This is a genomic window from Paenibacillus sp. GYB003, from assembly GCF_036577625.1.
GTDB lineage: Bacteria > Bacillota > Bacilli > Paenibacillales > NBRC-103111 > Paenibacillus_AB.
The window spans coordinates 1-21,771 of record NZ_JARBDC010000030.1 but is presented as its reverse complement, the minus strand read 5'-3'; the positions used below and the strand labels follow the sequence as shown (position 1 = coordinate 21,771).

Here is a 21,771-nt window from a genome sequence, read left to right as displayed (position 1 = left end):
CTCCAATATTTTTTCAACGATTCTCACCTTGTTCCATTCGTCTTCTGTCAGTGTAATTGTCTCCTGTCCCATAGTGACATTATCTCAGAACAGTTATGGTATGACATTATCACAGACGAACAACACCATTCGTCGCACCCATCTTGACGAAAACGTCCGGATCGGCTACAGTAGTGTATATAATCGAATACTGCTTCAAAACTCTTATCAAGAGTAGGTGGAGGGACCAGCCCTATGAAGCCCGGCAACCGACAAATTCGTCGCCAGACGATGCTGCACGGTGCTAATTCTTGCGGAGACGGACGAAACGTTCGTTTCTGAGAGATGAGAGAGGACATGCGAGCATAAGCGAACCGATGGCCTTTCTTCATCTGCGAAGAAAAGGTTTTTTTATTTTTCTCCCAGGAGCGTGATCGCGATGCCGATTAAAGTACCCGACCATTTGCCCGCCAAAGAAGTGCTCATCGAAGAAAACATTTTCGTGATGGACGAAACCGTGGCCTTTCACCAGGACATCCGGCCGCTGAAAATAGCGATATTGAACCTGATGCCGACGAAGGAAACGACGGAAACGCAAATCTTGCGCCTGATCGGCAATACGCCCCTGCAGGTCGAGTTCGTGCTGCTGCACCCGAAATCGCATACGTCGAAAAATACGAGCGTCGAGCATTTGACGCAGTTTTACAAAACGTTCGACGACGTGAAGGATGACTACTTCGACGGGATGATCATCACCGGCGCGCCGGTCGAGCAGATGGAGTTCGAGGAAGTGAATTACTGGGCCGAGCTGCAGCAAATTATGGACTGGACGAAGACGAACGTCACGTCGACGATGTACATTTGCTGGGCGTCGCAGGCCGGGCTGTACCATCATTTCGGTGTGCCGAAATATCCGGTCGGACGCAAAATTTTCGGCGTCTTCCCGCATACGACGACGGCGAAGCACGTGAAGCTGCTGCGCGGCTTCGACGAACAGTTTTTCGTGCCGCAATCGCGCCATACCGAGGTGCGCAAGGAAGACATCGAGAAAGTGCCGGAGCTCGACATTTTGTCGGAGTCGGAGGAAGCGGGCGTTTATATCGTCGCGACGAAAGACGGCAAACATATTTTCGTGACCGGGCATTCCGAATACGACAATTGTACGTTAAAATGGGAGTACGACCGCGACGTGGCGAAAGGTCTCGAGATCGACGTGCCGAAAAACTATTTTCCGAACGACGATCCGTCCCGCCAGCCGCTCGTCACCTGGAGAGCGCACGCCAACCTGCTGTTCTCCAACTGGCTCAACTACTACGTCTACCAGGAAACGCCGTTCGACCCGAGCGCCCTGCGGAAAAAGCCGGCGCCGGAAGAAGACTGGCTGACGTACGGCGCCGGATTGTAAGCGTCCGCCCGAATATCGCGAAGAAGAAGCCCCACTTCCCGTGGGGATTCTTTCCAACTAAATTCCTATTAAGCCCAGGAGGATAATCGAGTATGAAAATAGAAAGCCGTTTGGCGCAAATCGGTTCCCAATCCGAGCCGGTTACGGGCGCCGTCAGTTTCCCGGTTTACCAAGCGACCGCGTTTCGCCATCCGCGGCTCGGACAAAGCACGGGCTTCGACTATTCGCGGACGAAAAATCCGACGCGCGCCGTCTTGGAGCAGGCGATCGCGGAGCTGGAATCGGGAGACGCCGGCTTTGCCTGCAGCTCCGGCATGGCCGCGCTGCAAACGGTATTCGCGATGTTCGGGCAGGGCGACCACCTGATCGTCTCGCTCGATCTGTACGGCGGGACGTACCGGCTGATCGAGAAAGTGCTCGGCCGCTTCGGCATTACCGCCACGTACGTCGATACGAACGATCGGGACGCGCTGGAGAACGCCGGCCGGCCGAATACGAAGGCGATCGTGATCGAGACGCCGACGAACCCGCTTATGATGATTACCGATCTGGCCGAAATTTGCGCGTGGGCGAAGGCGAAAGGGTATGTCTCGATCGTCGACAACACGCTGCTGACGCCGTTTTTCCAACGGCCGATCGAGCTTGGAGCCGATATCGTCGTCCACAGCGCGACCAAATATTTGGGCGGGCACAACGACGTGCTGGCCGGCCTGATCGTGACGAAAGGCAAGGAGCTGTCGGCGGAAATGGCGTTTTTGCACAACTCGATCGGGGCGGTGCTCGGTCCGCAGGACGCGTGGCTGCTCATGCGGGGAATGAAGACGCTGGCGCTGCGCATGGAGCGGCACCAGTACAACGCGACGAAAATCGCCGAATTTTTGCTGACTCATCCGATGGTCGAGGCAGTCTATTACCCGGCGCTGCCGAACCATCCGGGCCATGACATTCAGAGCAGGCAGGCGTCGGGCAATACGGGCATTTTCTCGTTCAAAATGAAAGACGCCCGAACGATCGAGCCGATATTGCGGCACATTCGGCTGATCGCCTTTGCGGAAAGCCTCGGCGGCGTCGAGTCGCTCATGACGTATCCGGCCGTGCAGACGCACGCGGACATTCCCGAGGACATCCGCCGGAAAGTCGGCGTCGACGATCGTCTGCTGCGGTTCTCGGTCGGCATCGAGCATGCGGACGACCTGATCGCCGACCTGGCGAACGCTTTCGAGGCGGCGAAGGCGGAGCTCGGCTGAAGCGGGTCGCGATAACGATATAGACAAACAGCCTGCCGACCCCGTAACGGGCGTCGACGCAGGCTGTTTTTTTGCGCCGGCGTCGGATCGGTCCTTTTCGGGACATGGCGGTCGGCTCCTCGAACCCCTATTTTTCAAACGGCGATTATGATAATATAGCTGTAATCCGATTTCGTAAGTCAGCTGTGCGTTACAACAGGAGCGATAAAGCGGCGGTTGGAGTTTGAAAGCGAGGTAGAATGGGCATGGCAAACAGACCAAGCCGGGAAACGCTATCGAAACGAATGGACGAGATGATTCGCTCGATTCGCGACGATATCGTCTCGGGCAAACGCAGCGTCGGCGACTTTTTGCCGTCGGAGCGCGAGCTGGGCAAGCTGCACCGAATCAGCAACAAATCGGTCAGACATTGCCTCGACGTGCTCGTAGCGGAAGGGTTGATCGAGAAAATTCCGAAGGTCGGCAACCGGATCGCCGACGTGACGGACGGCAACTCGATCACGATCCGGTTCGGCTGTCACCGGACGACGGTGGAGGAGACGGATCTCGGCACGCTTCTTTCCCAATTCCATAAGCAATATCCCCGCATCCGCGTCCAGACGATGATGCTCGAGCATTACGTCAGCGTCCGCGACACGCTCGAGTCCGGCATTATGGACGTCGTGACGGTCAACTACCCGAATTTTCGCGAAATGGTCGAACACGACGCGCTGCGCTTGCTGGAGCCGCAGCGGACGAACGACGACATTTATCCGTACCTGAACAAACTGTTCGTCTGGGACGACAGGCAGTGGGTGCAGCCGCTCACGTTTTCCCCGGTCGTCCTGTGCTACAACCGCAATCATTTTCGCGAAAAAAACGTCCTCGAGCCGGACAGCAGCTGGACTTGGGACGATTTGAGGCGGGCGGCCGACAAGCTGGCCGTGCCGAACGAGCGGTACGGGTTTTATTTTTATTTGCTGTCCAACAACCGCTGGCCCGTCTTCTTGCTGCAAAGCGGCGCGGCGCTCCCGCCCGAAGGAGAGCCGGTTCGGATTTGCGACGGGCCGTGGATGAAGGCGCTGCAGCTGTGCCGCGACATCGTCATGAACCAGGCGCTCATGCCGCTGTTCTATGAGGAGGCGGACGCGGAGAAGCTGTTTTTGCAGGAGAAGGCTTCGATGATCATGACGACGTATTTCGGGCTGAACGAGCTGAAAAAAGCCGGCTTCGAATACGATATCGCCCCGGTGCCGTACCAGGGCGATCCGCGCACGATGCTGATCGCCATCGGGCTCGGCATCAACGCGAAATCCGAGCAGAAGGAGGCGGCGCAGACGTTCGTCGATTTTTTGACGTCGTATTCGTCGCAGCTGAACATACGCCAGCGCACGCTCAGCATCCCGGCGCTGAAGCCCGCCGCCGAATGGATCGGCCAGGAAACGATGTTCCGGCCGCTTCGCTATCCGATGCACCGCGATATCGTCCCCACGTACCGGCTGTATACCGATTTGAACGTGACGATTCCGATGCTGTCGGCGATCATCAACGAAGTGAAGCTGTACTGGGCCGGACTCGAATCGGAAGAATCCGTGTGCGTCAAAATCGAACAAAAGCTGAACGAGCTGAGGGAAGCGAACGCGAGCCGTCGCGAGGCGGCGGTCGAGACGGTTTGAAACGAGTCAGAAGATGAGTCGGTATTTGGCAGCAGGCGCAAGGGCGCCTTCGATCCCGCTTCCCGCGCGGGTTTCGGAGGCGTCCTTTTGTGTGCGGACCGGTTCCTCCGGAGGTGCGTAACCGCTATGTTTTGTTATGTGAGTCAGTTGTAGGCTATGAAAATGAATTGAAAACGATTTTATGTTGACAAAACGGGAAGCGTTTCGTTAGAATGAAGTCATTCAGAGTTAGTTGTGAGTTAATGTCAATCAAAACCATTTCATACGGAAAGCGGGAGCATCATGAATCGAATCGCTTTAATACCCGGAGCCGACGTCTGGGGAGAAATTTTCACCGAGAAGCATTTGAACCGGCTCCGTCAAATGGGCGAGCTCGTCGTCAACCCGAATCCCGGCAATCCGGATAAACGGCGCGTCGCCGAACTGATTCGCGATGCGGATATCGTCATTACGTCCTGGGGATGTCCTCCGTTCGACGCCGACGTCCTTCGCGAGGCGAAACGGCTCAAGCTGGTCGCGCACGCCGCCGGAACGGTCAAAGGAATCGTGACGCCGGAGCTGATCGAACGCGGCATCCGGGTAAGCAGCGCCAACGACGCTCTCGGCGTAGGCGTGGCCGAAACGGCGCTCGGCCTTACGATTACCGCGATGAAGCGGATGTGGGAGCTCGCCCGCAGCACGCGCGAAGGCTTGTGGGAGCAAGGGCGGGAACGCGTCCGCGAGCTGTTCGACGTTACGATCGGCGTCGTCGGCGCCGGCAAGGCGGGCCGCCATTACATCCGGCTGCTGAAGCAGTTCGAAGTCGACATTTTGCTGTACGATCCGATCGTATCGGCCGAAGAGGCCGCGGCGCTCGGCTGCCGCAAGGTCGAGCTGGACGAACTGCTGCGGCTGTCGGAAGTGATCTCGATCCACGCCCCTTCGATTCCGGAGACGAACGACATGTTCAACGAGCGGACGTTCGCGCTCATGCGGGACGACGCGATCTTGATCAATACGGCGCGAGGCAGCCTGATCAACGAAGAGCATTTGGCGGCGGAGCTCGCCAAAGGAAGATTCATCGCCTGCATCGACGTTACGAAGCAGGAGCCTCCCGGTACGGACCATCCGTTCCGCAGCTTGCCGAACGTGATTTTGATCCCCCATATCGCGGGCGCGGTCAACAACGGCAAACAGCGGCTCGGCCGGTATTCGATCGAGGACATTCGCCGTTTTTTGGCCGGCGAGGCGCTGGACGGCGAAGTGAACCTGCAAAATCTGCACGTCATCGCTTGATCGGGTGGAGACGGCCTTCCGTCTCCCCAGGTCGGATTTTCGAGCTTGGCGGGACCGCGCAATCGTGCCTGCCACACTCTTTTGCATACAATGGAAGCGTTTGCCCGCAAGTTTCCGCCGAGTGCGGCGGGCATCGTATTTTGGTATGGAGGTGGTCGCCGGGCGCAAGCCGCCAAGCCGTATGCTGTTACCAATGTGTCGATAGGCGTCGGATTAATCAAAGGGGTTCCAGGCAAAAACTACAACCGGACATCTGGGTCAGATCGAGGAGGATTCCATGAAAACGTTAAAAGTGTTGGGCGCGGTAATGCTCGTCAGCACGATGGTGCTGAGCGCTTGCGGATCGAAGGACGACAATGCGCCTGCCGCCTCGGGAGGCGACGCCGCAAGCGGCGGCAATTCGCAGCAAAAGCTTGACTTGAAATGGTTCGTTTTCGCTCCCGCCACCGCTTCGCTGCCTTCGGCGGACAAAGATTTCGTGAAGAAAGCGATCGAAGAAAAATTCAACGTAACGCTGAAGCTCGACTACTTGCCGTTCGGCACCGACTACGACAACAAAATCAACGTCATCATGACGGGCGGCGACCATCCCGACATGTTTCTGTCCAACGGCGCGGCGAGCCAAAAGTTCGCGGTCGACGGCTTGCTCGCGGACCAAACGCCGTTCGTTACGAGAGAAACGATGCCGAACTACTTCAAGTGGATCAAGGAAGACGAAATTAAAAACTACCAGTTGAAAGGCATTCAATATTCCCGCTCGCCGATGCCGTTCCAGCGCAATACGTACGGTTCGTTCTACGTCCGCAAAGACTGGCTCGACAAGCTCGGCCTGCAAATGCCGAAATCGTACGACGAGCTGATGAACGTCATGCGCAAATTCACGAACGACGATCCGGACGGCAACGGCAAGAAGGACACGTACGGCTTCAGCGCCGCCGCGGCCGGCAACCGTTTGCCGCTCGACTTCCCGGCCTGGATCAACAACGGTCTTGTCGCCGACTTCATGATCGACGAGAAAAACCTCGAGTTCGTGGAAACGCAAAGCAGCCTGAAGCTGCAAAACGTGCTGCAGGACGTCAAAAACATGATCAAGGACGGCGTCGTCGATCCGGACTGGTTCGTCAACAAAGCGCCGCAGCATTTCGATAAAGGCGCGCAAGGCAAAGTCGGCGTCCTGTGGTCGACCGACAAAAACTTCGCGCTCGAATCGGCGCCGAACAGCGTGCAATCCCGCACGAAGCAGATCGATCCGAAAGCGGATTGGCAGCCCATATTCCCGTTCGCGAACCAGCCGTACGGCTGGAAGCAAGGCACGACCGGCGGCGCGAGCCCGTTCCTGTTCTCCAAGAAGGTCGCGGAAAAAAATCCGGAGAAAATCAAGCGTTCCGTGCAAATTCTCGACTGGCTCGCCAGCGAGGAAGGCTACCTGATGACCCACTACGGTCTCGAAGGCAAGCACTACAAAAAAGAAGGCAAAAAGATTACGCTCGACCCGGCCGCTTACGAAGCCGACGTGACGAAAAACGGCAGCTTCCTCGACATTTGGAAGTTCTTTACGAACCTCGACGAGCCGTCCGTTCTCGGTCTCGAAGTGATCGACCCGCGCGTGTCCGACCGCGACCGCGCCATCCTGAAGTTCGTCGAAGCGATTCCGAAGCATACGGGCGAACCGGTTACGCTCGCTCCGCCGGAAGGCATGAATATCGGCGATTTCCGCAAAGAAATGGCCCGCTTGCAAAACGTCGTCATTTTCGACGACAAGGACGCGTCGAACTGGCCGAAATACCGCGAAGAGCTGATGACCAAATACAAAGGTCAGCAAATTTTCCAGGCATACGTCGATCAAGTCAATGCGGTTCGTCCGGCGGATAAGCAACTGAAGCCGTTCAAATAAACAAGCAGTACCCGTTTGAAACGGCGCGAATGCCGCAAGCCCATGCGGCATCGGCGCGCGGATGCAAGACTACCCAACCCATACAAAGAAGCCGTCCCCAGAGGACGGTTTCTTTGTTTCCCGTGGTATAATGGATGCATTGGATCGCTTCGCGGTATGCCGCTGGGAGGAGTACCCGATGTATATTTATCACGAGAAGGTCAAATACGAGAATCCCCTCGTCCCGCTCAAAATTTTTATGCACCGGAAAGTCGACGGGGTGTGGAACGATTGGCATTGCCACAAGCAGGCGGAAATGCTGTACATTCTGCGGGGCGGGCTTGACGTCTTCGTGGAGAAGCGAAGGTACGAGCTGCGCGACGGCGATTTGATCCTGATCGGCTCCAACCAGCTTCACCGGGACTACTCCCGGGCGGCGGAATATATCGTTTTTCAATTCGACAGCAGTCAGTACAGCGACTCGACGACGATGCCGTATTTCAATTTGTTCATGGATAGCCGCATCGCTTTGGACGAGCTCAACTACATCTTTCAAGAAAACGGGAACGCGAGGCAAGACGTCATCGCCTGCTTGCTGGACATCTACAAGGAAATGCAGAACAAAGGCTTCGGCTACGAAATGGCGGTAAGCCTGCACATCAGGCGGCTGCTGCTGGCGCTGCTTCGCTCCGATACGCGCAAGCTGCTGTCCGCCAAACATCAGCCCGACCTGGAACGGCTGCGGCCCGTGCTCGACTATATCGACAAAAATCCCGGCGCCAAAATGACGATCAAGGAAGCGAGCCGGATGGTCAACATCAGCTATTCCCATTTCGTGGCATATTTTAAAAAAGTGATCGGCATGTCGTTCGTCGATTATTTCAACTACCGCCGGATCAAAATGGCGGAGCGCATTTTGCTGACGGAGGACGTCAGCGTCGAAGAAGCGGGGGTGCGCATCGGGATGGAAAACCGGGGGCATTTTTACCGGATGTTCCGAAAGTTCAACGGCTGTTCCCCGAAGGAATTTTGCAAAAAAATGAAAGGATACGGCCAATAGGAAGGATCCGGGCGGCGCCGCGCCGCGTTCGGATCTTCTTTTTTTTTGCGGATCGCGGGGAACAGCCCACAATCGGATACAAAGTTCAAGGAATCGGGTATCCTTTTTCGTCCGGAGCGAATTTATAATAAACACGTTGCGAATGATGCATGCACTTGTACGATGCGGGAGGGACGCGGCATGAAAATCGGTATGGTGGCGGTCGATTTGGACGGCACCTTGCTCGGAGGAACGAAGGGCCGTTACGGCATGCTGCCGGAGGCGGTCGAAGCTTTGCGCCGGATCGCCCGAAACGGCGCGATCGTCGGGTTTGCGACGGGCCGCGACTACCCCTTTATGATCGAGCTGCTGAAGCGGGAAGGCATCGATCCGGCGGCGGAAGGCTGGCCGCATTTTATGATGGAAGAAGAAAGGTTTATATATGAGCTTCGCGATAACGGAATTTATGAGACCGATGCGCTGCGAAACGACGCCGTCGATCGTACGGAACGGGAGCATTTTCGGCGAATCGCGCACGGCGTATCGGATTCGCTCGCGGCGGCGCTTGCGGCTATCGATCCGTCGTGCAAACGGTTGGCGGAAGAGAAGGAGCTGCGCCGGGGGTTTGTGGAGTTGATATTCGCCGATGCGCATGCCGCCCGGGAAGGGGAAACCGTCGTAGCGGAATGGCTGCGGGAGCAGGGGCTGCCGTATACGGCCGTCCGCAACGGAAAGGGTCTGTCCGTGCGGCACGTTTCGGTAGGAAAAGGCGCGGTTTTATCGGCATTATGCGCCCAAATGAACGTCCCGCCCGCCGAGACTTTAGCGATCGGAGACGGCGCCAACGACTTGACGATGCTGGCCGGACCGTACGGCTTCGCCGCCGCGGCGCCGGGAAACGCCGACGAAGAGGTGAAGGAGCGGGTTCGCCGACGCGGCGGCTATATCGCCGAACGGCGTTACGGCGCCGGAGTGGCCGAAGCGATCCGCCATTACGAATTGCACGAAGCGGTCCGATAGTCGACAGGAGCCGTTCGATGCGGCAAAAACGTCACCGTTTCTTCCTGTTTTTCCGGGTGCCGATATGGTACGATAGAAGGAACATGTGAAGGAGTGATAGGATGAGCCGGATCGACCGCATATTGGACAAAGCGCTGTCGGGGGGACGACTGGACTTGGAGGACGGCCTGGCGCTGTACGACTCCGACGAGATCGAGAAGATGGGCGCGGCCGCCAATCAAATCATGCTCAAATTTCATCCCGAGCCGGTTACGACGTTCGTCATCGGCCGGAACGTTAACTATACGAACATTTGCGACGTCTACTGCCGGTTTTGCGCGTTTTACCGGGCGCCCGGTTCGAAGGAAGGGTACGTGCTGCCCGACGAGACGATATTCCAAAAAATCCAGGAAACGATCGACGTAGGCGGCACCGAAATCTTGATGCAGGGCGGAACGAACCCGAATTTGCCGTTCAGCTATTATACGAATCTTCTTCGCAATATCAAGAAACGGTTTCCGGACATTACGATGCACTCGTTCTCGCCGGCGGAAATTTGGAAGATGAAGGAAGTGTCGGACGGATTGTCGCTCGAGGAAGTCGTGCGGCAAATTCACGAAGCCGGGCTAGACTCGCTTCCGGGCGGCGGCGCGGAAATATTGGACGACCGGACGCGCCGTAAAATCAGCCGGCTGAAGGGCAGCTGGACGGAATGGATGGACGTGATGCGGACCGCCCACCGGATCGGCATGAACACGACGGCGACGATGGTCATCGGCTTCGGGGAATCGATGGAGGAGCGCGTGCTGCATATGCTGCGCGTGCGCGAAGCGCAGGACGAGTGCATCGCGAACAAGTACCCGTCCCCCGGATTTTTGGCGTTCATCTCGTGGACGTTCCAGCCGGACAATACGAACTTGAAGGCGGAGAAGCTCGGTCCGGACGCTTATTTGAAAAATGTCGCGATCAGCCGCCTCATGCTCGACAACATCCCGAACTTCCAATCGTCGTGGGTGACGATGGGACCGGAGGTCGGCAAGCTGTCGCTCCACTACGGCTGCAACGACTTCGGCAGCACGATGATCGAGGAAAACGTCGTTTCCGCCGCCGGCACGACGCATAAGGTGAACATCAGCTCGACGCTGGACCTCATTCGCGCCGCGGGCAAAATTCCGGCCCAGCGCAATACGCGCTATGAAATATTGCGCATGTTCGACGACGTGAACGAGAAGGTCGAGAACGATTTCGTGATGCAAAATTGATCGAATGAAAAGCGCCGAGCTTCGGCGCTTTTTCGTTTATGTTTCATAAACCGGGATCCGTGTCGGTCGATGGGATTACATTTTCAAACCTCCGCATTCGGCCCGGATAGCGATTACTCGATTCGTTAGCAGCTGCCGGAGCCGCAAGCGTTCCGCGCCGAAATCGCCGAAATCGCGGTCCCGAACGACTCTTACCCTCCGGCTGCTGCTGCATTCTTGCCGCGGCGACAAATACACAAAGAAACCGGGCTAGCGCCATTGGGCTCTGCCCGGATTTGTCGGCCCGTATTATCCGCCGAAAGCGAACGTCGGCAATCCTTTTATACCCGCCCTGTAGACGAACAGTCCTCCCGCCAGCGGTTGGTCGGATTCGGCAATGCCGACCCTCGCCGACGTGATGTACAGCTCGTTCAATTCCGCGCCGGCAAACGCGCAGGAGCTCGATTGCTCCGCCGGCACCTCGACCTTCAGCAGCAGCTCGCCGGTCGCCGGATTCCATCTGCGGATGCCGAAGCCGCCCCATAGCGCGACCCATATCATCCCTTCCGCATCGCACGTCATCCCGTCCGGAACGGCGCCTTTCTCCGTCACTTCCACGACCGTTCGCCCGTTAGCGATTTGTCCCGAGGCCAAATCGTAGTCGTAAGCGACGACCTTTCGCGTCGGCGAATCGATGTAATACATCGTCCGGTTGTCGGGGCTCCAGGCGAGTCCGTTCGAGCACGACACGTTCTCGATGACGGTCCGGATCGTCAGGTCGGTTTCCAAACAATAAAGCGCGCCTTGCCCGGCTTTGCCGGTTAGCGACATCGTTCCGGCCCAAAAACGGCCGGCCGCATCGCATTTGCCGTCGTTGAAACGGGTTTCCTCTTTCCGTCCGGACGGATTTCCCAAAAACGATAGGCCTCCCCGAGCCGGATCGTAGGCGTAAAATCCGTCCTGCATCGCCATGACGACGCCCCCGGACTTGCGAGGCACCGCCGCTCCGATTCGTTGCCCGAACGAAACGGACGACGTTTTTCCGCTGCCGGTCTCGTAGGTATGCAGCCGTTTCCCTTCGATATCGACCCAATACAGCAAGCCGTTTCGCTCGTCCCAGCTGGGTCCTTCCCCGAGCGTCGCCTTCGCGTCCAGGATCAGTTCCGCTTGCGCCATTTTCGACAACCTCCCCGCCTATTCGGCCTGGCTTGTTTTCCTTTCCCATCCGTTCCGTGTCCATTATACATCAAAACGATTCCCGACAGGTCCGCTATCGTGCCAAATTGTTGTTTGTATATCCCGGTCGCGTAGGCCATATACTTTTAGAAAGCAAACTATTTCAATCGTTCGCGTAGAAAGGAGTGAGTCCGATGGAACTGTTCGCCTTGACGTTGCCGAAAAATTGCGCCGCTTTCGCCGACAAGCTTTACGTCAGACTATCGCTATCCGCCCGGGATTTACATACAGCCGGACACCCCGTCCGTTTCGAATGCGATTCGTACAAAAATCACGTGACGCTGCGATGCCTGGCCCTATTGCCGGAATTTCAGCTGAACGAGTCGAGCTCCGCCGTTTATCGGTTAGCCGCCGATACGATGGCCGCTTTTATACTGGACGAAATGGAACAAAAGCTGCTTCGCGACATCATTACCGGGCATTATCGGTATGAGGACGAGGTGGACGTTTCCTCGATCGAACAATATTGCCGGCAAGTGTTGGACCAGCCCGAGGCGGCCGACTTGCCGCGATCGCGTCAACGGCGGCAGCATAAAATCGCCGACAGTCTGTTTCATTATTTGGAGCAGCATAGCGAAATGAATTTGATCGGGTTCATCCGTTTCCGGTTGACGGATTATATGAACGAGCTGCGGGAAGTGGCCGAGTACGCGATCGACGAATTTATTATGGACCAGCAATACCAGGAGTTTATTTCTTTGCTGAAATATTTCGTGTATATCCAGGAAACGAAAATACCGGTCGCTCATCTGATGCATCGCGGCGGCAACGAGTTTACGCTTTACAACGAACAGATGAACCCGATCGATACGGAGCAGTTCGACGGCTTTACGCTGGAGCTGCTCGATAAAGAAATCAATTTCGAGGACATGATCGTCAGCACGCTTATTTCCGTTTCCCCGCAAAAAATCGTCATCCATACGCGCGATCCGGAGGAGCAGGTCATTAAAACGATCATGCAAATTTTCGAAAACCGGGCGATGATTTGCACGTACTGCAAATTGTGCGGCACCGTCCTCGGCGGCAAAAACAAGGATCAGCTGTACCCTTGACACGACCCGAGCGTTCGGGTAATATGATGTAACATAACGATCGACATTGAACAAGCGATGACCAAAGACATGAATCCCTGCAAGACTGTCCAGAGAGAGGAGACTCGCGCTGAAATCTCCTTCTGTTCGAACAGCGGATTTACCCCTTTGCAGCTTTGGCTCGAACCCGCGCCGCAAGCGATGCGGCAGGCAGTAGACGCCGGCGTCTCATCCCCGTTACCGGATGGCCTAAGGTTCGGCTTGCCGCTTCGGCGGTGGCGGAACGAAATAGGGTGGAACCACGAGACCGACACGCTCGTCCCTTCCGGGACGGAGCGTGTTTTTTGTTTTTGGAGAGTCGAACCCCCTCTTTCCCGTGAGCCGAACCCCCTCTTTCCCCCTTCGCTCAAGGGGAGGACTCGGGGCTGCCGCCCCGAGACCCGCAAGAAGCGAAGGAGGTACGGGGCCGTCTTCGGCGGAACGGTTGCGGGGGAGCGCTTTTCGTCTCCAGAGGAAGGCGCCCTGTCGGGCGCTTCCCCCGAAGACCCGCTTCCATTCGGCGGTTCCATGAGACGTCGATGCCCTCTGTTGGTGAAACTGCCGCTTTAGAGAATGAAAGGATGCATCGTGCGGCGGGCCGCGTCACGACTTTGTCGTGAAGCTTTTTTTCGAGCAGTGCAAGAGCCAAGGCAAACAAAATCATCGCCGGAAAGCTTCGCTTTCCAGGCCTTAATGAAGGGCCAAACAAACCTGAAGGGGAGACAAGCAATGACTGTCAAAGTAACGCTGCCTGACGGAGCGGTAAGGGAATACGAAGCGGGCGCGACCATCGAGGACGTCGCCGGTTCGATCAGCTCCGGCCTGAAAAAGAACGCGATCGCCGGCAAAGTGGACGGCAAAGTCGTCGATTTGAGCCACAAGCTTCAGCAGGACGCGAAGGTGGAAATCGTGACGCTCGATTCCGAAGACGGTCTCGAGGTATACCGCCACAGCACCGCGCATTTGCTCGCACAAGCGCTGAAGCGAATTTACGGCAACAAAAACGTCAAGCTCGGCATCGGCCCGGTCATCGAGGACGGCTTCTATTACGATATCGATTTGGAGCAGCCGGTCTCTTCGGAAGATCTCGACAAAATCGAGAAGGAAATGGAAAAAATTACGCAGGAAAACTTGCCGATCGTTCGCCGCGAAGTGAGCCGCGAAGAAGCGCTCCGCCTTTTCGGCGAGCTGGAAGATCCGCTCAAGCTGGAGCTTATTCGCGATTTGCCGGATGAGGCGGTCATCTCGATTTACGAGCAGGGCGAATTTTTCGACCTGTGCCGCGGTCCGCATTTGCCTTCGACCGGCCGCATCAAGGCGTTCAAGCTGCTCAGCGTGGCCGGCGCGTACTGGCGCGGCGACTCGAAAAACAAAATGCTGCAGCGCATTTACGGCACCGCCTTCCCGAAAAAAGCGCAGCTGGACGAACATCTCGTGCTGCTGGAGGAAGCGAAGAAGCGCGACCATCGCCGCATCGGCAAAGATTTGAAAATATTTACCTTTTCCAAAGAGGTCGGTCAAGGGCTGCCGCTCTGGCTGCCGAAAGGGGCGAAGCTGCGCCGTTTGCTCGAACGTTACATCGTCGATCTGGAAGAATCGCTCGGTTACGACCACGTCTATTCGCCGGTGCTCGGCAGCGTCGAGCTGTACAAAATATCCGGTCACTGGGAGCATTACCAGGAAGACATGTTCCCGAAGATGGAGCTGGACAATGAGGAGCTCGTGCTCCGCCCGATGAACTGTCCGCACCATATGATGATTTACAAGAGCGACATGCGCAGCTACCGCGATCTGCCGATCCGCATCGCCGAGCTCGGCACGATGCACCGCTACGAAATGTCCGGAGCGCTTACCGGCTTGCACCGCGTCCGCGCGATGACGCTGAACGACGCGCATATTTTTGCCCGTCCGGACCAGATCAAGGATGAATTCGCCCGGGTCGTTCGCCTCATTCAGCGCGTCTATGAGGATTTCGGGATCAAGGAGTACCGTTTCCGCCTGTCGTACCGGGACCCGAAGGATACCGAGAAATATTATCCGGACGACGCGATGTGGGAAATGTCCCAGCGCATGCTGAAGGAAGTCGTCGAGGAGCTGAATTTGCCGTATTACGAGGCGGAAGGCGAGGCGGCGTTTTACGGGCCGAAGCTGGACGTGCAAATCAAAACGGCGCTCAAAAAAGAAGAGACGCTGTCGACTGCGCAGCTCGACTTCCTGCTGCCGGAACGGTTCGGCCTCGAATATGTCGGCGAAGACGGCAACAAGCACCGGCCGGTCGTCATTCACCGGGGCATTATCAGCACGATGGAGCGGATGACCGCGTTTTTGCTCGAAAACTTCGTCGGCGCGCTGCCGACCTGGCTGTCCCCGGTGCAGGCGGTCGTCATTCCGGTATCGGACAAATTCGAGGAGTACGCGAAGCAAACGACCGAAAAGCTGCTGGCCGCCGGCATTCGCGCCGAAGCCGATCTGCGCAACGAGAAGCTCGGCTACAAAATTCGCGAGGCGCAGCTGGAGAAAACGCCGTATATGCTCGTCGTCGGCGAAAATGAAGTGAACGCCGGCACGCTGTCCGTGCGCAAACGGGGCGAGGGCGATATCGGTGCTCATGCGACCGATGTCGTCATCTCGATGATTACGGAAGAAATCCGCACGAAACAAGTATGACCTGAACCGAATCGCATACAGGCATCGACCAAAGACACGAACGCCGGCGACGCTTCCCAGAGAGAGGGGAACAGGTGAGAGCCCCTTAAGACCGAACCGGCCGTTTACCGCTTTGCAGCCGCTTGGGCGAACGGACGGCAATCGCCGATCCCGGTAGCCGGAGCCGCTTCATCCCCGTTACCGGATGCCGAAGGTTGCGCCGGCTATGGAAAACAGCGGCGGAACGAAGCAGGGTGGAACCACGAGACGCTCGTCCCTTTTGGGACGGGCGTATTTTTTTTGGATGCGATAACGTTCAAAAGAACATTATCCGCGCGAAAATCCGGCCCACTCGCACGGATAGTGCTCCAAAGAGCACTAACTCGTCCGAACCGGCGCCGCGGCAAGGCCGAACCGCGCGGATAACGTTCAAAAGAACACTATCCGCGCAAAAATCCGGCCCACTCGCACGGATAGTGCTCTAAAGAGCACTAACTCGTCCGAACCGGCGCCGCGGCAAGGCCGAACCGCGCGGATAACGTTCAAAAGAACACTATCCGCGCAAAAATCCCGGCCCACTCGCACGGATAGTGCTCTAAAGAGCACTAACTCGTCCGAACCGGCGCCGCGGCAAGGCCGAACCGCACGGATAACGTTCAAAAGAACACTATCCGAGCAAAAATTCCGGCCCACTCGCACGGATAGTGCTCCAAAGAGCACTAACTCGTCCGAACCGCGCCGCGCCGCGGCAAGGCCGAACCGCGCGGACAACGTTCAAAAGAACACTATCCGAGCAAAAATTCCGGCCCACTCGCACGGATAGTGCTCCAACTCGTCCGAACCGGCGCCGCGGCAAGGCCTACCAACCCCAAACGCCGGGAAGCCTTGGCTTCCGAGGCGAATAAACAAATCCAGGAGGAGATCCTCATGTCCATCAACGTATACTTGCCCGACGGGGCCGCAAAACATTTTCCTGCGGGGACTAGCCTTGCGGAGGTTGCCGCCTCGATCGGCCCCGGCTTGAAAAAAAAGGCGATCGCCGGCAAGGTGGACGGCAAAGTCGTCGATCTGGATTACAAGCTGGAGCGGGATGCGAAGGCGGAGATCGTGACGCTCGAGTCCGCCGACGGACTCGAGATATACCGCCACAGCGCGGCGCATCTGCTTGCGCAGGCGTTGAAACGCGTTTACGGCGACAAAAGCGTTAAGCTCGGCATCGGTCCGGTCATCGAGGACGGCTTTTATTACGACATCGACCTGGAGCAGCCGGTCTCTTCGGAGGACCTCGGCAAAATCGAGAAGGAAATGGAAAAAATCGCACAGGAAAACTGGCCGATCGTCCGCCGCGAGGTAAGCCGCGAAGAGGCGCTTCGCCTGTTCGCCGAGAAGGACGATCCGCTCAAGCTGGAGCTGATCGGCGATTTGCCGGACGACGCGGTCATCTCGATATACGAGCAGGGCGAATTCGTCGACCTGTGCCGCGGACCGCACGTGCCTTCGACGGGGCGCATCAAGGCGTTCAAGCTGCTCAGCGTGGCGGGCGCCTATTGGCGGGGCGATTCGAACAACAAAATGCTGCAGCGCATATACGGCACGGCTTTCCCGACGAAGGCCGAATTGGACGAACATCTCGCCATGCTGGAGGAGGCGAAAAGGCGCGACCATCGCCGCATCGGCAAAGAGCTGGGGCTGTTCATGTTTTCCGAGGAAGCGCCCGGCATGCCGTTTTATTTGCCGAAAGGGACGATCGTCCGGGACGAGCTGGAGCGATATTCCCGCAGCTTGTTTACGAAGCTCGGCTATGCCGAAGTGCGCACGCCGTTCATGATGAACCGGCGCATGTGGGAGCAGTCCGGCCACTGGGACCATTACCGCGACAATATGTATTTCAGCGAGGTTGACGATACGGCTTTCGCCCTGAAGCCGATGAACTGCCCCGGCCACATGCTCATTTACAAAAACGAGAAGCGCTCGTACCGGGAGCTGCCGATTCGGATGGCCGAATTCGGGCAGGTGCACCGGCACGAATATTCCGGGGCATTAAGCGGGCTGATGCGGGTTCGCACGTTTTGTCAGGACGATGCGCACATCTTCGCCCGGCTGGACCAGCTCGAGGAAGAGATCGCAAACGTGATCGACTTGATCGACGGCATGTACAACGTGTTCGGGTTCGAATACCGGATGGAGCTGTCGACAAGGCCGGAGCAGTCGATGGGAAGCGACGAGCAGTGGGAGCGCGCCGAAACGGCGCTGCGCAACGTGCTGAAGAAACGAAATGTGCCGTACCGTCTGAACGAGGGCGACGGGGCGTTTTACGGCCCGAAAATCGACTTCCATATTCGCGACGCGATCAAGCGGAGCTGGCAGTGCGCCACGGTCCAGGTCGACTTCCAAATGCCGGAGAAATTCGACCTTTCCTATGTCGACGAATCGAACGCGAAAGTGCGTCCCGTCGTCATTCACCGCGCCGTGTACGGCTCGATCGACCGGTTCATCGGCATTTTGACGGAGCATTACGCCGGCGCGTTTCCGGTGTGGCTATCGCCCGTTCAAGCCGCGGTCATTCCGGTATCCGACAAATTCGACGAGTACGCGAAGCAAACGGTCCAGCTGCTGCGGGATGCGGACATTCGCGCCGAAGCCGACCTGCGTGGCGAGAAGCTCGGGTACAAAATCCGCGAAGCGCAGCTGTCCAAGACGCCCTATATGCTGATCGTCGGCGAGAACGAAGCCCGCGACGGCACGGTATCGGTTCGCGTCCGTGACGAAGGGGATATCGGCGTGTTCCCGGTGCAATCGGTCGTTTCGCGGATCGCGGAACACATTCGCACGAAGCGATAAGGCACCCGGGCCCGTTTTTTTCCGAACGGCCGCGCACGCTTCCGTATACTCCGGCTTATGTTGGGGAATGCTCTACGGTATGGAAAACAAACCGCTATTGCCAACGTTTTGCCATTTCCGAACATACCGGGCGCCGTTATGGATTGCGCTGCTGCTGATCGCCCTCGTACCGGCGGAAAACGGCTCCGCCGCCCGTAACGCGACGTCGGCCGCCGATCCCGCGCAGCATGTCCGGTCCGGACAACCGGACGTACCGGTTTCCGCATCGTCGCACAGCGTCGTAATCGAACGTTTGTCCAAACTGAAAACGAAGCAAGAGCTGATCGAAAAAAATAAACGGTTTCCGATGCTGCACGAGGACGCCACGAAATTTTTGGGCTCCGTCGAGGTCGTTGCTACCGGCTATTACGCCGGAGTGGAATCGACCGGCAAACGTCCCGGCCATCCCGAATACGGCATCACGTATTCCGGCGTGAAGGTGCGCCACGGCGTGCTGTCCACGATCGCGGCCGATCCGAAAGTGTTTCCGCTCGGGACGATTTTGTATATTCCCGGCTACGGCTACGGCATCGTGGCCGATACCGGTTCGGCGATCAAAGGAAAAAAAATCGACCTGTACTACGAGACGAAAGATCAAATATACAAAGAATGGGGCAAGCGTACGGTCAACGTGTTTATCGTCAAGAAAGGTAACGGCAAGGTGACCGAACAGACGCTGAACATGTGGGACGACGTCTTGTCGGCCATCTCCGAAGGGCAAATCGGCGCACTCGAGCTATAGTCCGACATGCCGGCGCAAATTTCGCGTAAGCGAATGCGCCGGTTTCTTTCATTTTTCGCGATATTATGTTAATATATTCCCAGATGTAAAGCGCATTCATTGCCATTCGACAATCGCTGTTTCATAGGAGATGGGCCTGATGAATACAGGACTGCTGCAAACCGATCCCGATAGCAAAGAGACGCAGGATGCGCTGCTGATGGACGTGTACAAGCAGATGTTTATCGTCACGTATTCGATCATTCGCAACAAGACGGAAGCGATGGACGCGGTGCAGGAATCGTGGGTCAAAATATTGCGCAAGCTCGACACGCTGCGCGACAGGGACAAGCTGATCCAATGGGCCAAAGTGATCGCGACCAACACGGCCTACAACATGATCAAGCGAAAGGTCGCCGTCTCGCTCGGCGACGCGGAGGAAAGCGGCATGCCGCTGATCGCCGCGGAAGGCGTCGAGGAGCGGGTCATGCGCAACATCATATTCGACGAAATCCGCAAGCTGGACGAGAAGACGCAGCAAATTTTGACTTATAAATATTATTACGACATGAAAGACAAAGATATCGCCGAAAAGATGGATCTGCCTCTCGGCACCGTCAAAGCGCGCATCCATCGGGGGAAGGAGCAGCTTCGGGCGCTGCTGAGCGATCCGTATTTGAAGCCGGATTGAAACGCCTTTGACCGTACGTAGTTATGTCGTATTAGCCGCAAACCAAAATAGGGACGAAATATTGCAAGGAGCCGGATCGCGTGCTCCTTTTTTTGACGTTACAGGGCAGAAGAATAAGCTACTGCTAGAACACGAATGCGATTGATTGAAAGGCTTCGGTCATAAGGTGTTCTTATCCTGTGAGGCAACCGGAATGGAACCGGAAAACCTCCGGCAAATTCGCTATCTTTCATGCGCCGTTTCGACATACAAGGAAAAGCTCCGGTTAAAATCGGTCTAGCCCCCTAAAAATGGAGAGTTCGTGCGGTAATAACCCTGAGACTTTAAATTGCTTGAATTTACTCGAGCTCAAGGGTTTTTGCGTGGAGACCGGAAACTTGACAGCGAGCCTCCGTGGGCATGCCTATTGGCGATCGGGCGATGGGAGAACACCATCGCCTTGGCCGATAGCCTCGCATGCCCACCCTCCCTGTCAAGCTTCCTACGTCGTGCTCACACCGCGCGCTTGTACTTGGAAAGTTCATGTGTTCCTTCTTGCGCCCAACGAAGAAACGAGGCAGGCGAACGTTTTCCCAAGCGTTTTTGCAAGCGGCGGTTATTGTAAAAATCCATATACGCATGAACGGCCTGATACGCTTCTTCGAACGTCCTAAAGCTTTCTTTCCGGAGCAGATCGCGCTCCAATGTAGCGTGAAACGACTCAATATAGGCGTTCATGTTTGGCGTCTTCGGCGGGATTCGCTCGTGTTCTAGCTTCTCTTCCGCACACATATCGCCAAAGGCTTTGCTAACGAATTGGGGACCATTATCCGTGCGTAGGATCGGCTTCGTCTGGCCGTCTGCAATACGCGAGCGTAAAGCCCGTCTTACGGCATCGCAAACATGCCTGGCTTCGCACGAGGAACCGGTGTGGTAACCAACGATACTCTGATCGAACACATCGATAATGTCCGCGATAAAAAAGAACTGATCGTACCCGGCAACATATCCATATTTGATATCGATCTGCCACAATTGATTCGGTCCATCAATCGTATGGTTGCGTGCCAAGCGTCGGGGATAGTGGTTCTTTTTCCGTCGCTGCGGGTGCAAGATCCCGAGTTTTTTGCAGAGCCGGTATACTTTCTTTTTATTGATTACCAGACCGTGTTGAATACGCAGGCATTCAGTCAACATGGCGTAGCCATACACATGCTCCTCACCGGAGACAAGATCCATCAGCCACTCCTCAATCTGGGAATTGCTGATGACTTGGCCGGTCTGTGTGAGCGAGTGCATCGTATCTTTTCTCCCACATCGAACCTCACCCGGGGCTTGGTGTGCACTCTGTTGCTGGCGGGCATAGTACGTGGAGGTACCGGCACCGACGAATCGTAAGATGGTCGCTACTGGTCGTCCCTGCTCGATGAAGGTTTGCGCAACGGTAAGTTTGTCATCGAGGCAGGGTTGGACTTTTTTATGAGTTCACGCAGCACCTCAATTTCGAGTTGCTTTTCGCCCAATGCTTTCAGGGCACGGCTATACTTCTCCTCCATTTCGGCAAGACGCTTCGACTCGGCTACGCGTTCATCCATCGTAGGAACCGCGTCGTCACCGAACATTTCCTGATATTCTTTGACCCAATTCCGAATCGTCTTGGGTGTTACGTCGTACTTACGTGCAAGGAATCCCGTCTTGATTCCCGCAAGGGCTTCCTGCGCTACTTTGTTCCGTACTTCTTCGAATACCTTGTTCCGCTGCATCCTCTTCGCCTCCTAATTTAAGTGTACCTTATTTCCCTTGGTACTCTCCAATCTCATTAGGGGGCTTAAGGG

16 protein-coding genes and 1 riboswitch are annotated in these 21,771 nt (G+C 56.5%); of the genes, 13 read left to right on the top strand and 3 right to left on the bottom strand.

The window, feature by feature from the left end; genetic code table 11:
- Positions 1-201: 201 nt before the first annotated feature.
- Positions 202-331: riboswitch (SAM riboswitch) on the top strand.
- A gap of 87 nt (positions 332-418) precedes the next feature.
- The 8 genes from metA to mqnC all read left to right on the top strand — a co-directional run bounded on the left by metA (position 419) and on the right by mqnC (position 10,734).
- Positions 419-1,384, top strand: a complete 966-nt coding sequence (gene metA / locus PV407_RS10555; RefSeq protein ID WP_332089880.1) for a homoserine O-acetyltransferase MetA — start codon at positions 419-421, stop codon at positions 1,382-1,384.
- Between the two features lie 92 nt (positions 1,385-1,476).
- On the top strand, positions 1,477-2,631 hold the full coding sequence (locus PV407_RS10550; RefSeq protein WP_332089879.1) for an aminotransferase class I/II-fold pyridoxal phosphate-dependent enzyme: 1,155 nt from the start codon (positions 1,477-1,479) through the stop codon (positions 2,629-2,631).
- Positions 2,632-2,876: 245 nt separating this feature from the next.
- The gene (locus PV407_RS10545) at positions 2,877-4,286 is read left to right on the top strand and encodes an extracellular solute-binding protein (protein ID WP_332089878.1); all 1,410 of its coding nucleotides are present in this window, start codon (positions 2,877-2,879) and stop codon (positions 4,284-4,286) included.
- Between the two features lie 282 nt (positions 4,287-4,568).
- A complete protein-coding gene (locus tag PV407_RS10540; protein ID WP_332089877.1) occupies positions 4,569-5,561 on the top strand; it encodes a hydroxyacid dehydrogenase in 993 nt (330 codons plus the stop codon).
- 277 nt (positions 5,562-5,838) lie between these two features.
- Entirely contained in the window at positions 5,839-7,455 is a 1,617-nt protein-coding gene (locus PV407_RS10535) for a hypothetical protein (RefSeq protein WP_332089876.1), read from the top strand.
- Between the two features lie 178 nt (positions 7,456-7,633).
- Positions 7,634-8,494 carry an AraC family transcriptional regulator gene (locus PV407_RS10530; RefSeq protein WP_332089875.1) on the top strand — a complete coding sequence of 287 codons (861 nt, stop codon included), beginning with the start codon at positions 7,634-7,636 and terminating at the stop codon, positions 8,492-8,494.
- A gap of 180 nt (positions 8,495-8,674) precedes the next feature.
- Complete coding sequence (locus PV407_RS10525; RefSeq protein WP_332089874.1) at positions 8,675-9,493, top strand: HAD family hydrolase; 819 nt, start codon at positions 8,675-8,677, stop codon at positions 9,491-9,493.
- A gap of 101 nt (positions 9,494-9,594) precedes the next feature.
- Complete coding sequence (gene mqnC, locus PV407_RS10520; protein ID WP_332089873.1) at positions 9,595-10,734, top strand: cyclic dehypoxanthinyl futalosine synthase; 1,140 nt, start codon at positions 9,595-9,597, stop codon at positions 10,732-10,734.
- 288 nt (positions 10,735-11,022) lie between these two features.
- Here the strand turns inward: mqnC and PV407_RS10515 are convergent, their stop codons facing one another.
- Positions 11,023-11,889, bottom strand: coding sequence for an SMP-30/gluconolactonase/LRE family protein (locus PV407_RS10515; RefSeq protein ID WP_332089872.1), 867 nt, complete (start codon positions 11,887-11,889; stop codon positions 11,023-11,025).
- A gap of 194 nt (positions 11,890-12,083) precedes the next feature.
- Here PV407_RS10515 and ytxC point away from each other — a divergent pair, with 194 nt between their 5' ends.
- From ytxC to PV407_RS10490, 5 genes are all read left to right on the top strand, one after another.
- Positions 12,084-13,001 (top strand): putative sporulation protein YtxC, encoded by a 918-nt coding sequence (ytxC, locus tag PV407_RS10510; protein ID WP_332089871.1) that lies wholly within the window; start codon positions 12,084-12,086, stop codon positions 12,999-13,001.
- Between the two features lie 747 nt (positions 13,002-13,748).
- Positions 13,749-15,686 (top strand): threonine--tRNA ligase, encoded by a 1,938-nt coding sequence (gene thrS / locus PV407_RS10505; RefSeq protein ID WP_332089870.1) that lies wholly within the window; start codon positions 13,749-13,751, stop codon positions 15,684-15,686.
- Positions 15,687-16,592: 906 nt separating this feature from the next.
- Positions 16,593-18,506, top strand: a complete 1,914-nt coding sequence (thrS, locus tag PV407_RS10500) for a threonine--tRNA ligase (protein WP_332089869.1) — start codon at positions 16,593-16,595, stop codon at positions 18,504-18,506.
- A gap of 79 nt (positions 18,507-18,585) precedes the next feature.
- Positions 18,586-19,287 (top strand): 3D domain-containing protein, encoded by a 702-nt coding sequence (locus PV407_RS10495; RefSeq protein ID WP_332089868.1) that lies wholly within the window; start codon positions 18,586-18,588, stop codon positions 19,285-19,287.
- 139 nt (positions 19,288-19,426) lie between these two features.
- Complete coding sequence (locus PV407_RS10490; protein ID WP_332089867.1) at positions 19,427-19,957, top strand: RNA polymerase sigma factor; 531 nt, start codon at positions 19,427-19,429, stop codon at positions 19,955-19,957.
- A gap of 492 nt (positions 19,958-20,449) precedes the next feature.
- On the opposite strand, the gene PV407_RS10485 is transcribed toward PV407_RS10490, so the two are convergent.
- Complete coding sequence (locus PV407_RS10485; RefSeq protein ID WP_332089881.1) at positions 20,450-21,337, bottom strand: IS3 family transposase; 888 nt, start codon at positions 21,335-21,337, stop codon at positions 20,450-20,452.
- A gap of 5 nt (positions 21,338-21,342) precedes the next feature.
- Positions 21,343-21,699 (bottom strand): transposase, encoded by a 357-nt coding sequence (locus tag PV407_RS10480; protein WP_332089866.1) that lies wholly within the window; start codon positions 21,697-21,699, stop codon positions 21,343-21,345.
- Between the last annotated feature and the right edge of the window lie 72 nt (positions 21,700-21,771).